At 63.8% G+C, this 15396-nt stretch carries 17 protein-coding genes and 1 pseudogene; 7 read left to right on the top strand and 11 right to left on the bottom strand.

Going from position 1 to position 15396, the window contains the following annotated elements:
- Positions 1–147: 147 nt before the first annotated feature.
- Positions 148–648: a hypothetical protein gene (locus AC0QUY_RS18085; protein ID WP_475387791.1), complete on the top strand. Its 501-nt coding sequence runs from the start codon at positions 148–150 to the stop codon at positions 646–648.
- A 41-nt stretch (positions 649–689) separates the two neighbouring features.
- On the opposite strand, the gene AC0QUY_RS18090 is transcribed toward AC0QUY_RS18085, so the two are convergent.
- Positions 690–1283: a TetR/AcrR family transcriptional regulator gene (locus AC0QUY_RS18090; RefSeq protein WP_161850068.1), complete on the bottom strand. Its 594-nt coding sequence runs from the start codon at positions 1281–1283 to the stop codon at positions 690–692.
- Positions 1284–1376: 93 nt separating this feature from the next.
- Between AC0QUY_RS18090 and AC0QUY_RS18095 the strand changes: the two are divergent.
- From AC0QUY_RS18095 to AC0QUY_RS18110, 4 genes and pseudogenes are all read left to right on the top strand, one after another.
- A pseudogene (locus tag AC0QUY_RS18095) lies at positions 1377–1803 on the top strand (acyl-CoA thioesterase).
- A gap of 2 nt (positions 1804–1805) precedes the next feature.
- The gene (locus tag AC0QUY_RS18100; protein ID WP_475387792.1) at positions 1806–2282 is read left to right on the top strand and encodes a PaaI family thioesterase; all 477 of its coding nucleotides are present in this window, start codon (positions 1806–1808) and stop codon (positions 2280–2282) included.
- 90 nt (positions 2283–2372) lie between these two features.
- Positions 2373–3158: a sulfite exporter TauE/SafE family protein gene (locus AC0QUY_RS18105; protein ID WP_161856226.1), complete on the top strand. Its 786-nt coding sequence runs from the start codon at positions 2373–2375 to the stop codon at positions 3156–3158.
- A 31-nt stretch (positions 3159–3189) separates the two neighbouring features.
- Positions 3190–3858 (top strand): DsbA family protein, encoded by a 669-nt coding sequence (locus AC0QUY_RS18110; protein WP_475387793.1) that lies wholly within the window; start codon positions 3190–3192, stop codon positions 3856–3858.
- Between the two features lie 70 nt (positions 3859–3928).
- Here AC0QUY_RS18110 and AC0QUY_RS18115 read toward each other — a convergent pair whose 3' ends face one another.
- From AC0QUY_RS18115 to AC0QUY_RS18160, 10 genes are all read right to left on the bottom strand, one after another.
- On the bottom strand, positions 3929–4135 hold the full coding sequence (locus AC0QUY_RS18115) for a hypothetical protein (protein WP_161850064.1): 207 nt from the start codon (positions 4133–4135) through the stop codon (positions 3929–3931).
- A gap of 55 nt (positions 4136–4190) precedes the next feature.
- Positions 4191–5045: a COG3904 family protein gene (locus tag AC0QUY_RS18120; protein ID WP_475387794.1), complete on the bottom strand. Its 855-nt coding sequence runs from the start codon at positions 5043–5045 to the stop codon at positions 4191–4193.
- Between the two features lie 7 nt (positions 5046–5052).
- Positions 5053–6390 carry a hypothetical protein gene (locus AC0QUY_RS18125; RefSeq protein ID WP_475387795.1) on the bottom strand — a complete coding sequence of 446 codons (1338 nt, stop codon included), beginning with the start codon at positions 6388–6390 and terminating at the stop codon, positions 5053–5055.
- Positions 6391–6504: 114 nt separating this feature from the next.
- A complete protein-coding gene (locus tag AC0QUY_RS18130; RefSeq protein WP_475387796.1) occupies positions 6505–7578 on the bottom strand; it encodes a carboxylesterase family protein in 1074 nt (357 codons plus the stop codon).
- Positions 7579–7627: 49 nt separating this feature from the next.
- Positions 7628–8599 (bottom strand): S1C family serine protease, encoded by a 972-nt coding sequence (locus tag AC0QUY_RS18135; protein ID WP_161850060.1) that lies wholly within the window; start codon positions 8597–8599, stop codon positions 7628–7630.
- A 163-nt stretch (positions 8600–8762) separates the two neighbouring features.
- Positions 8763–10280: an AMP-binding protein gene (locus tag AC0QUY_RS18140; protein ID WP_475387797.1), complete on the bottom strand. Its 1518-nt coding sequence runs from the start codon at positions 10278–10280 to the stop codon at positions 8763–8765.
- A 158-nt stretch (positions 10281–10438) separates the two neighbouring features.
- Complete coding sequence (locus AC0QUY_RS18145; protein WP_475387798.1) at positions 10439–11491, bottom strand: DUF2252 family protein; 1053 nt, start codon at positions 11489–11491, stop codon at positions 10439–10441.
- 154 nt (positions 11492–11645) lie between these two features.
- Positions 11646–12203, bottom strand: a complete 558-nt coding sequence (locus AC0QUY_RS18150) for an HNH endonuclease (RefSeq protein ID WP_057858692.1) — start codon at positions 12201–12203, stop codon at positions 11646–11648.
- A gap of 283 nt (positions 12204–12486) precedes the next feature.
- Positions 12487–13119, bottom strand: coding sequence for a LysE family translocator (locus AC0QUY_RS18155; RefSeq protein ID WP_475387799.1), 633 nt, complete (start codon positions 13117–13119; stop codon positions 12487–12489).
- 33 nt (positions 13120–13152) lie between these two features.
- Complete coding sequence (locus tag AC0QUY_RS18160; RefSeq protein WP_161850057.1) at positions 13153–13578, bottom strand: YybH family protein; 426 nt, start codon at positions 13576–13578, stop codon at positions 13153–13155.
- A 185-nt stretch (positions 13579–13763) separates the two neighbouring features.
- On the opposite strand from AC0QUY_RS18160, the gene AC0QUY_RS18165 reads away from it, so the two are divergent.
- Positions 13764–14696, top strand: a complete 933-nt coding sequence (locus AC0QUY_RS18165; RefSeq protein ID WP_475387800.1) for a LysR family transcriptional regulator — start codon at positions 13764–13766, stop codon at positions 14694–14696.
- Between the two features lie 191 nt (positions 14697–14887).
- The gene (locus tag AC0QUY_RS18170; RefSeq protein ID WP_161850055.1) at positions 14888–15358 is read left to right on the top strand and encodes a cupin domain-containing protein; all 471 of its coding nucleotides are present in this window, start codon (positions 14888–14890) and stop codon (positions 15356–15358) included.
- Positions 15359–15396 lie beyond the last annotated feature (38 nt).

Here is a 15396-nt window from a genome sequence, read left to right on the forward strand (position 1 = left end):
CTGGCTGAACGCGGGCTGAATGCGAAGGCAGGTGGTGCATCGTCGGCGCCAAAAAATTTTTACCACAGGGATCGCCCGATGCGTTGTCGCAAGCTGTGGTTGCGCTAGGATAGTTGCCGCAGATGACTATCCCCAAGGAGACCAGGGATGACTATTCAAGCAAAGATACTGGGTGCGTGTGCGGTGTCGGCGTTGGCTGCGTTTGCGATGACGACGTCGCCGGCGCAGGCGCTGACCGCGCAGGAATGCAGCGCCAAATACCAGGCTGCCAAAGCCGCCGGCACGCTCGGCGGCCAGAAGTGGAACGACTTCCGCAAGGCGCAATGCGGCGCCGATGCTGCGCCCGCTCCGGCGGCCGCGGCACCCGCTGCAGCACCTGCCGCCGAGCCAAAGGAAGCCGCCAAGAAAGAAAAGAAGGGAGCCGCCAAGGAAGCCGCGGCGCCTTCCGCTCCGGCAGGTCCCGCAGTCTTTCCGAGCGCGGTCGATGCGAAATATTCCAAGGAGAGCGCCGGCAGAGCCCGCTTGCACACGTGCGCGGATCAGTACAAGGCCAACAAGGCGACCAACGCCAATGGCGGGCTGCAGTGGATCCAGAAGGGCGGCGGCTATTACAGCGAATGCTCGAAGAAGCTGAAAGGCGCGGCCTGAACAGGCAATCGACGCGGGCGCGGCCGGATATTCGGCCGCGCCTACAGTTCGCGGAGCAATGTCTCGGCCGACTTCGCTACGAGCTGTGCGCGCTTGCGCTGGCCGCGTTCGAGAAACAGCAAGCTCTGGCCGAACACGAAGCAATAGAACAGGAACGCCTGCGCGTCGGCTTCCTCTGGCGGCAAGCCGGTCGCGCGATAGAGCTGCCCGACATTTTTCAGGCGCGCGGCATCGACACTGGCGACGGCTGCGGCAGCCAGTTCGTCGGACCGGGCCCATTGCCGGATCGCCAGTTCGACCGCCATGCCTTCGGTATTGATGCGCTCGGAATAGCGCGCAGTCAGCGCCTTCAGCCGCTCGCGCGCGGTCGTGCCGTCGAGGCTGGTGTGTTTCTCGATCGCGGCGATGCGGCCCGCGCTCCAGTGCTGCAGCATGGCTTCCAGCAGCGCCGCGCGGTCGCGGAAGCGGCGGTAGAAGCCGCCCTTGGTGACGCCGAGGTTCTTGGCCAGCACCTCGACCCGCACGCCCTCGACGCCGGCCCGGGCGATTTCCTTAAAGCCGGCTTCGATCCAGCGCTCGCTCCGCACCTCGCCGGTTCGGGTGTCGCTTTTGCTGTCGCTCCTGGCGTCGATCATGATCTCACCGAATATTGATACGGTGCCGTATTGCTAACCCGGCGAACGCCTGATACGCTACCGTATCAGAGTGACAAAAGCGGGGAGCAAACGATGGAGACGGACGCGACCTATCGCGGCACGGTCTATCCCTGGCAATGCGATCACGTCGGGCACATGAACATCATGTGGTACGTCGGCAAATTCGACGAGGCGAACTGGAACCTGTTCGCCCGACTCGGCCTGACCCCGTCCTATCTGCGCACGTCCGGCCGCGGCATGGCCGCCGTGCAGCAGACCATCGCCTACAAGCGCGAACTCCTGGCCGGCGACATCGTCGAGGTCAAAAGCCGGCTGCTGGAAATCCGCGACAAGTCGATCCGTTTTGTCCACGAAATGCGAAATGCCGAAACCGGCGAGATTGCCGCCACCTGCGAATTCGTCGGCGTCCACATGGACCGGCAGGCGCGCAAGTCGACCGCCTTCGCGCCCGCGATCCGCCACCGCCGCGACGAGGCATCTCGAACCGGCGATGGCCTGACCATGGTGCGCTTCCAGCCGAAGAATCCTGACTATCGCGAGATCGCGATCGATACGTTCAACCAGCAGCGGGCGATGAAGACGCTCGGCATTTCGATTGCCCGGCTGGAGCCCGGCGAGGTCGATCTCGCCATGAACTATCGGGACGAACTCACCCAGCAGCACGGCTTTATCCATGCCGGCATCATCACGGCCGCGCTCGACAATGCCTGCGGCATCGCCGCCTTCACGCTGATGCCGGCGGGGGCAGGGATTCTCACCGTGGAGTTCAAGACCAACCTCCTGGCGCCCGCGCGCGGCGAGCGGTTTGCCTTCCGCGCTACCGTCGTCAAGCCCGGCCGCACGCTGACCGTATGCGAAGCCCGCGCCTATGCCGCGCATGAGGGGGTCGAGACGCTGATTGCGACCATGAGCGGCACGCTGATGGCGCTGCCGCCCCGCGAAGGGGCCGTCACGGACAAGGCGCCCGCACCGGCCTGACCCTGCTGCAGTGCATATTTATGCTAACGGCATAGCAGGATGTGAAAAATCCTTCTATGGTCGCGCCGTGCAACAGAGTCTTTCAACTTGATCATCTCCACCGCGCAGGGCGTGCTGGGACTGGCGTCGGGGATGCTGGTCGGGTTTTCGCTTGGCTTGGTGGGGGGCGGTGGTTCGATCCTGGCGGTGCCGCTGATGGTCTATGTGGTCGGCGTGTCGGAGCCCCATGTCGCGATCGGCACGAGCGCGATCGCGGTGGCGGCCAATGCGGCGGTCAACCTCTCCAACCATGCGCGCGGCGGCACCGTAATCTGGTCCTGCGCGCTGATCTTCGCCACCGCCGGCATGGTCGGAGCGTTCGGCGGATCAATCCTCGGCAAGATGATGGACGGCCAGCGGTTGTTGGCGCTGTTTGCGCTGGTCATGATCGTCATCGCGCTGTTGATGCTGAAGACGCGCTCGCGCATCGGCTTGCCTGACGTCAAGGTCTCGATGTCGAACATCCCTGCCATCGTCAGCCTTGGTCTTGCGACCGGGACGGTGTCGGGATTCTTCGGTATCGGCGGTGGCTTCCTGATCGTGCCGGCCCTGATGCTGGCGACCGGCATGCCGATCCTGAACGCGGTGTCCTCCTCGCTGGTCGCGGTCACCGCGTTCGGCCTGACCACGGCCGCCAGTTATGCCTGGTCCGGCCTGGTGTCGTGGGCGCTGGCGGGCCTGTTCGTGGCAGGCGGCATCGCCGGCGGCCTGGCCGGCACGCGTTCGGCGCGGCATCTCGCCGAGCGCCGCGGCGCACTCAATATCGTGTTCGCCGTGGTCATTATTGCAGTGGCGCTCTATATGCTGGCGCGTAACATATCCGCATCTCAGCCGTAGACAGGAAATGCAGCCCTTCACGAAACGAAAGATGAAGCGATCGAACAATCCTGCCGGGATCATCCTGCAGCCCACGCGGCGCGAAGCGCTCGGCTTGCTCGGCGGTGCCGCGCTGCTCGGCGCCACGGCGCGACCGGCGTTTGCGCAGCGCAGCGACGACGTGTTGAACGAAGCGCTGGTGCTGCGCGATCCCGAGGTGCCCGCGACCGGCAATCCCGAGGGCGACATCAACATCGTCGAATGGTTCGACTACAACTGCCCGTATTGCCGCAAGATCGCGCCCGAGATTCAGCAGGTGGTACAGGATGACGGCAAGGTCCGCCTGGTGCTGAAGGACTGGCCGATTCTCGGCGAGGTCTCGAAGTTCGGGGCGCGGATGGCGCTGGCCGCGAAGTATCAGAACAAGTATCTGGCCGCGCATGAGGCGATGATCGGCGTCAGCTCGAAATTGACCGAACCGCGCATTCGCGAATTGCTGGCGGGGGCTGGCATCGACATGGACCGCCTCAACCGCGACGCCACGGCCAATGCCAAGGCGATCGATACCGTGCTCGCCCGCAACCACGATCAGGCGATAGCGTTCGGCTTCAAGGGAACGCCGTCCTTTATCGTCGGCAAGTTCCGCGTCCCAGGCATCCTGACCATGGCGGAATTCGAGATGGTGATCGCCGACGCCCGCAAGGCGAAGAAAGCCAACTGACGATCGTCACAACAACACGCCGTCGTTCGGAACGACGGCGTGTGACCGTTGAGTCGATTCTGCCGGCAAATTACTTCGACGAAAGCTTGACCCATTCCTCATGGGTGCGCGTCTTCAGCGTCTTCCAGTCGGCGGCCGCCACGTCCCAGTTGACGATGGTGCGGTTGGCCTGCGCGACCTGACCGCTGGCAACGCTCGACGTCTGCATGGAATCGTAGATGTAGACGCCGCAAACGAGCAGCAGTGCACCCAAAATCATTCCGACAAACGTCTGCATGGTATCCCTCCGTTGCGGTTCATCAACGCGGATGTCGCGGTTTGGTTCCCGCCCCCTAGGAACGCGACTTCGTGGACGTCGGGCGAGGCGCCGTGGCCGAGGGCACGGCCGCCGCGGCCGTCGCCAGATTGAGCGACCTCAATTCATCCGGCTTGAACACGAAGAGCTTGTCATGCGGTGTTTCCATCGCATGCACCCAGACCTGCAAATTGACGCCCATATCGCCGAGATAGCGCTGGCATCGCGCGGAAATATTCTGCGCCACGTTCATCTCGTCCCGCGGCAGGCCGGACGTCGCGCCCAGTGCCGCCACCTGATGTACGCCGACGATCGCTTTGTCGCCGACGCGACGCTCGACGCCGCCTGCGAATACCAGCGGACAGGATGAGGCGCAGTATTTTCCCGGTTCGATCTCGGTTGCGAAATTCCTCTCGCGGATCAGCCGTCCCATCGCCAGCGCATCGGCCACCGATCCGCCCGGCGAATTCAGCAGGACCGTCTTGATGTAATCTCCGCGCTTGGCGACCTCGGCGGCGAAGGCATCGAAAATTCCCGGCGTGATGGTGCCGGTCGCGATCAGCTTGTCGCCGCCGACCAGTTCAAACGTCATTGGCTTCGCCATCGCGCCATCTGCTTGCGGCCGCGGTGTCAGGCGCTTGTCGCCATCAGGCGCGAGCGGCGCCAGGATCGATGGCATCGCATCGGGAAGGTTCAGCGAAGGCGTGTCCTGCCTTACCTCGGCCGCCGGATCGGGCGTGCCGATCCATCCATTCATGCCAGCAAGATCGGCTGCGAGCACGGCGATGGTGACCATGACGACGCTGCGGAATAGCCAGCGCAGCATTACCTCGTCGGCATTACCCGCAAGGAAAGCGTGTATGCGTTGCTGGATCGTGAGGGACGGCTGCATGGCGCACCTATTTGGTGTGCCGCGCCGACGACAGCGGCGTGACGTTTTCCTCGTCCGCCGTCGCGGTGCTTGATGCGGGCTCGTCGGGTTTGGCTTCGACCGCTATGTCGCCGGGCACCGCGCGGCGCGCATCCTCGACCTCGCGGGCGATCTGCAGCGCCGCGACCAGTTCGCCCGCGGTCATGCCGGATGCAGAAAAGGCGGGTAGCCCCTCGCGCCGGATCGCGGCGTGCACCACGCACAGGATCAACACCAGCACCGCCGGCATCAGGTCGATCGAGATCGCGCCGGCCCAGCTCGGAATGAAATCGCTGGCATAGCGAAGCACGGCTTCGGCGGGCGACATGGTCTGGAACCGTGCCGGCTCGACGCGAGGCAGCGCCAGGATCTTGTCGGCGGCGTCGGAGAGCGAAGCTGCTTGCGCCGCGATCGAAGTCTCGACCTTGCCGACCACGGCGGTCTGTCGGTCCGCGAGATCGGCGGTGCGGCCGCCCGCCGCCGGCGCGATGAAGGTGGACGACAGCGACGCGGCGGCGCGCTTGACAGCGGGGGCCACCGAGGTCTGCTGTAGATTGGCGATCACGCCGCTGAGCGCCAGCGATTCCGTTGCAAAGGCGTCGCTGCGCTCCGAGATCGGCCCGCGGTCGGAAATCAGCTCGCGCATCTTGGCCAGATGCTTGCCGCCCTGTTCGAACAGCGCCGAGACGCGCTTGCCCGACGCCTGCACCTCCTGGCCGAGACCGTCGAGCTGTCCGGACATTTGCGTCAGAAGCTGGACGACAGTGCCGGATCCTGCGGTGCCGGTCAGTGAGCCCGCGCGCTCGGCGTCAGCCAGCTTTGCGAACCGCGAGGAGGCGAGTTGGATATCCGGCAACAGGCCTTGCGCCGCGATGGCGTTGCTGTTGGCGGTATCGAGGTCGCGGGTGTAGTTCTGCACGGTGATCGCGAGATGCTGCTGGATTGCGGCCGCACCTGCCAGCGCCGAAGCGTTGAGCCAGGACGACATCGCCACGATCATCAGCGAGCCCAGGAGCATGCAGCCGAACATCAGCCAACGTCCGGTGCGATCGACCACATGTGGCATGAACTGCATCAGGAAGATCCAGAAGGCGTAGATGCCGACCGACACCGCAACCGAATAGATCACCGCGGCGAAGAACACCGTGGTCGGGCTGCCGTTGAGCAGCTCGCGGACGCCGAGATAGGTGTAGACGCCGGCGGCAAGGGCGAGGATCGCGGTGGTGAGTTTCAGCGTCACTTCGAGGCGGGTGACGCCTTTGGAGAGCAGCAGCGAATTGGAGGCAGCGGTGGCCGCCGGAGCGGCAGGGCCGTTGTTCGAGGGCATGTTGCATCCTCTCGCGGTTCCAATGAACCGGTCTGGTCAACGCCCCCACGTTGTTGGCTAAGTTGTTCTACCCGTAGAGATAAATTCGGACGAGATTGTGTCGGCTGTCGGCGCTCAGGTCTGGCCGTTCAGCCATTGCAACATCTCCGCGTTCATCTCACGCGGATAGGTGTGGCTGAGATCGTCGAGCTCGCGGTAGGTGACGTTGGCGCCCGCGGCCGACAGTGCCTGGGCAGTCTGCCGCGCCACCTGCACCGGGAACATCCAGTCGAGCCGGCCATGCACGATATGAACGGGCAGGCCGCGCAGCCGGTCGGCATCAGCCATTTCTGCCATCAGCGGATGGAAGGTCGCTGACACCGGCGCGAGATGGGTGAACGGCGAGGCGCTCTCGAATCCCGTCACGTAACAGAACGTGCCGCCATCGCTCATCCCGGTCAGCAGCATCCGCTTCGGATCGACGTTCCAGCGTGCCTGCACCGATTCCAGGATGCGCATCAGGTTCGGCGTATCGGTGTCGTCGCCCATCAACGCCCAGGTATTGCCGGTCGCGGTCGGCGCGACCAGGATCGCGCCGCGGCTGCGGGCGTCGCGCAGCCAGCTCCACAGAAAGCCGCGACCATTGCCGCTGCCGCCGTGCAGCGCCATCACCAGCGGCCAGGCGCGATCCGGCGTATAATATTCCGGCACGTAGAGCGAGAAGCCGCCGCGGCTGCCGGGCTCGTTATGATGGTGAAAGATACCGGTGTTCTCATGGGCCGGCGCCGCCAGCCGCGCAGCAAGCTCGGCGTCTCCCCGCAGCGAGGGATCGATGAAGAACTCGCTTACCGGCGGCAACTTCACCGACAGCGGATAGAGCGCCTCCTGCGCGCGCGGGGCATATCGAAGCGCACGAAACAGGCTGACGAAATCGCCGTTGCCATTTTGGACGACGCGCAGGCCCGCGAATGCGGCCAGTGCGGCATCGCTCGCTGCCTCGAGCGGGGCCTTGATATTGGCGAACTCGTCGGGCCATTGCGCCAGCCGAGGACGTACCGCGCGCAGATCGTCGTCCGGCTGGCCTGCCGCCACCATCACCCGGTCGAAATCCGGCGGGTTGAGGTAGCGCGCGACGAAGGCGAGGGCTTCGAGCGACTGCAGCAGCGGTGGCAGCACGGCCACGATGTCGTCCACCACGGCCTCACTCATCGGGCACTCTCTTGTGTTCAATGGAGCCTTGATTCAGTGAAGCCTTGATTCAGTGAAGCCTTGGCGCCTTCAACAGCTTGGCGCGGTCGGTTGAGCTCAGCACCACGTCGAAGGTGACGCCCTCATGATAGACCGTAAGCGGCACGTCGACGCCGGCATTCCCGAGCGACCAGAGCTTGCGGTAGAAGCCGGTCTGGCTCGTGATCTTGTCGCCGTTCACCGCGAGGATGACATCACCGGTCTTGAGTTCGGCGCGCGCCGCCGGGCCCTTGCTGGCGATGCCGACCACCACGACGCGGTTGTCGATTTCGGTGGTGTACATGCCGAGCCACGGCCGCGCCGGCTTGTTGACGCGGCCGAATTTCCTGAGGTCGTCGAGCACGGGATTCAACAGGTCGATCGGCACGATCATGTTGACATGCTCGGCCTTTCCTTCGCGCTCGCGTTCGAGCTGCAGCGAGCCGATGCCGATCAGTTCGCCGCGGTTCGAGATCAGCCCGGTGCCGCCCCAGTTCGGATGCGCGGGATGGGTGAAGATCGCCTCATCCAGCAGGTATTCCCAGTAGCCGGCAAATTCCTGCTTTGCAGCGATCTGGCTGGCGACCGAGCGCGTGCGGCCGCCAGCGCCGCCGACCACCACGCGGTCGCCGGTTTCGGCGGCGGCGGAAGAACCTAGCGGCAGCGGATCGAGATCGAGATCGCCGAGTGCCTGCACCAGGCCGAAGCCGCTTTCGAAATCGAAGCCGAGCGCGTGGCCCTCGACGACGCGGCCGTCACCGCGATGCAGCCAGACCGCTTCGGCCTCGGTGATCAGGTAGCCGATGGTCAGCACCAGTCCGCGATCGATCAGCACGCCATTGCCGGCGCGTTCGGTGCCGAGCGTTTCCGCGCTGAAAGCATCGGAAGGGATGATCGAATGCAGTCCGACCACCGACGACAGGGTTCTGTCGAGGTCGAAATCATAGTCGCCTGCGCGCGGCTGGTTTGCGGGCGGCACTCTCCATTCGGTCAAGGAAGGCATTGATGAGTCTCCTGGCGAACCGGCGGGCTTTTCCGCAGGGCGGAAGCGCGGGAATGTTGTCACAATCTATGCTGCAAACGGCCGTCTTGAAAGTATCCCCAAAATGGCCGCGACGTGACCCATAAGAGGGCCAATTCAGAATTGTTCCAGCGGTAATCGAGGATCAGTCCGCTTTTGCCCGTTCGCGTGCAGGCATGATCCGGAAACTGCGATTTCCCCTCAACCATTCCGCACGTTCATCACGCAACAGCGTGCGGCGAACCTTACCGGAATCGTCGCGTAGTCCGATCTGGACGGCCTCGAAACTTTCGGGATGTTTGTAGCGGCTGAGCCGGTCGGAGAGAAAATCGGCCATGCCGTCGGCGACAGCTTGCGCATCCGTGCTGCGGTCGAGCTCGAGGATGGCATGGACGCGCTGTCCGAATTCCGGATCCGGCAAACCGACGACGACGCAGGAGCGCACGTCGGGATGTGCCGATACCGCGGCCTCGACCTCGGCCGGATAGATGTTGGCGCCGCCGCGCAGGATCATGTCGGCGAGCCGGTCGCCGAGATAGAGGTAGCCCTCTGCATCGAGCCGGCCGATATCGCCGAGCGATTCCCAGCCGTCGGCGCGGCGCTTCGGCTCGGCGCCGAGATAGTGATAGGTACAGCCGGCGCCGTCATTGGGCAGGAAGTAGATCTCGCCGGTTTCACCCGGCGCGACATCGTTGCCGTCTTCGCCGATGATGCGCAGGCGCGCGGTCTCGCCGATCTTGCCGACCGAGCCGCGGTGCTCGAGCCATTCAACGCCTGATATGATCGTGGCGCCCTGTGCTTCGGTGCCGCCATAGAGTTCGTAGATGCGCTCGGGCCCCAGCCACTCGATCCATTTTTCCTTGAGCCATGGCGGCATCGGCGCCGCCATGTGAAACACGATCTGCAGGCTCGACAAGTCGTAGCGGTTGCGCACCTCATCGGGCAGCGCCCAGATCCGGTGCATCATGGTGGGCACGAAATTGACCCACTGTACCCGGCTGGCCTCGATCATGCGCAGACATTCCTCGGCGTCGAATTTGACGAGGCCGGTGACCCGTCCGCCGTGGAACAGCGCGGTGTGCGAAACGATGAAGGGGGCATTGTGGTAGAGCGGGCCGGGGTTGAGCAGGGAAGCGCCGAGCGGCATGCCGAGCGCCGCCGGTCCGGCGGTATCGATCACGGCGGGCCGGTGATCGAGGATCACTTTCGGCCGACCGGTCGAGCCGCCGCTGGTCATAGCCTTCCAGTAGCGCGCCACCGGGTTGTCGATCGGTTCGTCGGAAAAGCCGTCCGGCACGAAATCCGCCGGCAGCGAATTCGGCGCGTTCCAGTCAGGCTGGCCGCCGACCACCAGTGACGGCTTGAGAATGTCGAGCACGGCAGCAGCCTCGCCGCGCGGCAATCGCCAGGTCAGCGACGTCGGTGTCGCGCCGCATTTCCACACCGCAAAAGTGGTTTCGAAAAACACGTTGCTATTGGGTAGCCCGATCGCGACGAAATCGCCGGGCTTTACGCCCTTTGCGCCAAAGGCACGGGCACGACGATTGGCGTTGCGTTCGAGCTGTGCCCAGGTGATGGCTTCGGGGCCGTGACTGACTGCGATGCTGTCCTTCGGTTTCCGTTCGGCATACCAGCGCAGCACATCGGCGATGGGAATGAGCATGGGCGTTTCCGTTGGGGCGTTGATGCCGCTCTTGTGTTCTGACGAGGCGGGTGTCTCCAAAACATCGTGACAGAATTGGATGGCTGAGTGAAGGGAGACTGGAGTACATACGAGATCGGGAGCCGATCTGGTCGCAATCGAAATCTAAAATTGCGGAATCAACTTCGCCATTCTTCATAGTCACGCTCGACCGCCGTAGCCGCGGCTTTGGCGGCGGCATTAAGCCAGCCGCGTGGCCGCTTCCGGAGGTCGTGCCGGATCGCGCGCGTCGTGGCCGAACCGGCTGCATGTATAGACGCCAGATCGAATCCCATCGCCCGCAGCAGTTCGAGCCGAAGCATTGAGCCGGCATCGTCACCGAGTTCGATCTTGTGGGAATCGGCGGCGATGCGCCGGAGGATGAACTTGTCGCGAACACTGAGGAACGGGTCCGGCGCGCGGTAGCGGCCGTTCGCCAATTCGAGGAAATTCGACGTTTGGCTCTTCTTGCCGTTGGCCCAGATCCATGCCGAGGGCACCAGCGCCTTGGCCTCACGCAACGCGTGGCCGCCACGCCAATAGGCGACTGCAACGTAGCGCGGCCTGCCAAGGCCGCCACCGCCCTTGCGGCGCGAGCACAGGCGAACCTTCTCCACGTCCTTTGGCAGGCTGGCGATCAGCGCTTCGGCGATCCTTGCCGGCGGCCTTGCCTTTGGATATCCGGAAACTTCCTTCCAGAATTTCTCCGGCCGGAGGTCGGCACGTTCTGCATAGGGTCGCAGCCAGGTTTCACCTTCGTACAGCAGCGCCGGCTGCGGGCCATCAAGGCCCTCGCGGTAACCCTTGAGTACGGCCTCCGTCGCATCCCGATTGCTGACTGCGAGATCGGGGGCGAGCCGGATGCTCGCCGCGAGCCGGACCAGGTCGAGCACATAGGGCATGACGGCGGCTTCGTCGAAATCGTTGACACCCCACACCAGGCGGCCGTCCGCATCGCGCCAGGTTCCGAAATTTTCCAGATGCAGATCGCCGACCGAGAGCACGGACGGAGCATCCATCAATTCCGGACACCAGTCGCCGATCTTCCTCGCCCAGCGAAAATAGGTCGCGCGCAGGAATATGAAGGCGCTCTTTTTCATCCGGTGGTGCTTGTAGTCGATATCCGCCTTGACGACGTCGCACTGCGTACCCAGCCAGGTTTCGTAGTCGTCATTATCCTTGCGGAAAGACATTGCAGGACCTCGCAGGTTTGCCGGCAATGACGTGATTGCGGCGGCTGCAAAATCCTATCTCAGGATGTATGGGCTTGGAACCGCGCGGATCACATTTGGCCAAGGCAAGCGATGGGGTCGCAGCGCGCGCCAATCGGGACGCCAGGAATATGGCTTACGGATCGAGCTCGGTGTCCCAATAAAGATAGTCCAGCCAGCTATCGTGCAGATAGTTTGGCGGAAACAGCCGGCCGTTGCGGTGGAGTTGATGCACCGTCGGTGCGAACGGCGCCTGCCGCGGAAACATCTTGGCCTGCTGCGGCGTTAGATTGCCCTTGCGCAGATTACACGGCGAGCAGGCTGCGACGACATTTTCCCAGGTGGTCTGGCCACCCTTGCTGCGCGGGATGATGTGATCGAAGGTCAGGTCGTCATGCGCGTGGCAATACTGGCAGACAAAGCGGTCGCGCAGGAAGACGTTGAAGCGGGTGAAGGCGGGATGCGTGGTCGGCTTGACGAAGGATTTGAGCGACACCACGCTCGGGAGCTGCATCTCGAAGGTCGGGCTGTGCACCGCGCGGTCGTAGTGCTCGACGATATTGACGCGTTCGAGGAACACCGCCTTGATCGCGTCCTGCCACGACCAGAGAGACAGCGGATAGTAGCTCAGCGGCCGGAAGTCCGCGTTCAGCACCAGTACCGGCCAACCGCCCTGCGAGACATGTGCGTTCAAGTAACGCTCCTGACCCCCATGTTAGCTGCGAAGCAGCATGTTGTCCTGCATACTACAGGCAGCGTGACGGGATTGTGAAGAGCGTTCCGGGGCTTATCCAGTGTGGGGAACGCGTGAACGTGCGCCGTGGCCCGGAAAAAGCCGCGGTTCCTCGTCCCGCCAGTGCCGGCCGCGCGCGGTCAATCCATCGTGATAGGGGCGGGGCAGGCGATCAGGCGCTGGCGTGGCCGCGGATCAGCTCGTCACACAACGCTGCGAATGGCGCAGGCGGGTGCACAGGCGTCTACGGTTTGGCAGCGCTGGTAACGAGCTTCAGGCCCAGACCGAACATGACCGCGCCGGCCGCGCGATCGACCCACGACTTGTACGACAGATAGGCCCGTTGCGGCCCAGCCGACGAGAAGAGAACGGCGACGAGCGCATACCACGCGGTCTCCACGAAAAACACCGCGACAAGCAGTGCGGCGGCGAACCCCATGGAAAAGGATGCCGGGAGGAAAGCTGCGAACACGCTCGCATAGACGATGGCCGTCTTCGGGTTGCTGACCTGCGTGGTGACGCCCAGCCAGAACGCGCGCAGCGGCCGGGAGCCGTTGTCGCCGCCGCCGGCAACCATCGCAACAGGTTGCCGCGCCGATCTGAAGATCAGAAAGCCGAGGTAGCAAAGATAGAGACCTCCGAGCACTCTGAGCACCGCATAGAGTGCCGGCACGGCCAGCAGGACGCTCTGCAGCCCGAGCAGCGCCGCCGCGCCGAACATGGCGCCGCCGGCGCCCATGCCCAATGCCGTGGCAAGCGCCCGGATTCTGCTTGAGGCGACAGCCACGCGCGCCACCATCACGAAACTGGGTCCGGGGCTGATTACGCCTACGCTGAGCGCGGCGACGATGCTGGCGAGCACGGCAAGCTCTTGCATTGGCAATTCTCCGGGGTCGGCTATGACACGCTACTACTCGGTGTGCGGCGGAGCTTCAACCGCCCAGGTCGGATCGGCGCCGAACGGGTGATCCATGAAAAACACCCAGGTGCCGTCGGGCATCCGGCGGTGCACTTCCATGCCATGGTGATGCACCTCGGTAGGGTTGCCCCGTTCATCAGTGCCCTTGATCAGCCATTGCGACCGCGTCATGGCGAAATCGCCGGAGACTGTCGTGTGATGGGTTACGACATCCATATGCGGCTTCAATCCGACATAGGCCGCCATCGTCTTGCGGATGCCGTCCGCGCCGCGCGCGACGGTGCTGCGGCCATGGACCTCGTCGACCTGAACGATCGAGGCGTCGGGGTGGTACATCGCCGCCGCAGCGTCAACGTCCTGCGCGTTGAACGCGCGCGCCAGCCAGAGATTGCAAAGTTCCGGGGATGGAGCACCCATGTCTTGGACTCCCATGTTGAAGATTTGATCTGTCATTGCGACGAGGCAGTGGGGCCACGCTTCGGTTTCCAGCGTGTTCCTCGTCCTCGCTTCAGCAATCCAGATAACGTCTGGCAGAACGGAAAGCACGTTGGAATTCCGCCAACGTCACTTGCGAAACTGCAAGGGCTCCATAGCTGTGCAGCATGGAGGACTGGAACGAGCCCCAACTCGTGTTGGCGGTGCATCGCGCAAGCAGCCTCACCGGCGCCGCTAAAGCGCTGGACATCGATCACTCGACCGCGTTTCGGCGCCTGAATGCCTTGGAAACGCGGCTCGGTGTCCGCCTGTTCGAGCGCCATCCCGGCGGCGCGTACCAGGCGACGCCGGCGGGTGAGCGAATGGCGGCGGCGGCCGAGCGGATGGAAGACGAGGCGCTCGCCATAGGCCGCGACATCGCCGGCCGCGATCACCGTCTCTCCGGCCGCTTGCGCGTCACCTCCTCGGAGACGCTGGCCTACCGAAAACTAACCGGCCATCTCGCAACGTTCCGGCAAACCCATCCCGGCATCGTCGTCGAACTCGTGATCGACAACCGCGTCCTCAATCTCTCGCGCCGCGAGGCCGACATCGCGCTTCGCCCGATGCGGCCGAAGGAGGGCGATCTCTGGGGCCGCAAGCTCGCCGATGTCGCATGGACCGTCTACGGCGCGACGAGCTATCTCGATGAAAAGGGCGGGGGCGTGTCATCCCCCAAAGATCTCGGCGCGCACTCTCTGATCGGGTGGGAAGAAACCGCTGTTGGCATCATGGCGGCCGATTGGCTCAATCTGACGGTTCCGGGCGACGCCTTCGTCTACCGGACCAACAGCCTCGTCAATCAGTTCATCGCCGCGAAGGCCGGCATCGGTCTCGCGCTGCTTCCCTGCTATCTCGGCGACGAGGATGGCGATCTCACCCGCGCGCTGCCGGATCCGGTGGCGGATCTGGTCGGCGAATTGTGGATCGTGACCCACGCCGACCTGAAGAGGACGGCGCGCGTGCGTGCGTTCTTTGATCTCGTCGGCGAGGGCCTTGTCCGCGAGCACAATTTGTTCAGCGGGAGGGGTCGGTCCCGCCCTGCCGATCACGGACCGTAGCAAGGCTCTCCGTCGCAAATTAGGGCGTGGACTCATCAACGCGCAGCCATAACCTGATTGACGCAAGCTGGACGAATGCGAGGTCGTTGGAGGAGGCGCGGCTCGACTTTTCAATCTTTTGCACGGGGGATAGAATTCGGCCGGCTCAGCACCTCAAAAGTTGGGCTTAGTCTGAGACATGGGAGGATCACATGAAAATGATTCAAGTTGCCATCGTTTCCGGCTTGATCGCCTTGGCCGGTCCCGCGTCAGCCCAAGGCATGGACGACAAGATGCTTGGACCGCAGGATGTAAAATGGACGAAGGCCCCGCCGTCTGTTCCGCCAGGGGCTGAAGCAAGCGTGCTCTACGGCGACCCCGCGAAGGACGGCTTGTTCGTGCTTCGGTTCAAGCTCCCCAAGGGCTATGCCGTTCCCCCGCACACCCACCCGAAGCCTGAAATCGTAACCGTTATCTCTGGCACTTTTATTCTCGGCATGGGCAACGTTGCCGATAAAGGTAACGCCAAGCCGCTGCCGGCTGGAAGCTTCTTCGCGTTTGCGCCCGGCATGGCGCACTACGCCTTCACCGATGAAGAAACCGTCGTACAGATCAACAGCACTGGTCCGTGGGGTATCAATTACGTAAATCCCAAAGATGATCCCCGACAGAAAACGCAGTGACGAAAACCCCGGTCGGCGGGGGCGCGCCAACCAAGGTC

The organism is Bradyrhizobium sp. WYCCWR15520, from assembly GCF_056174665.1.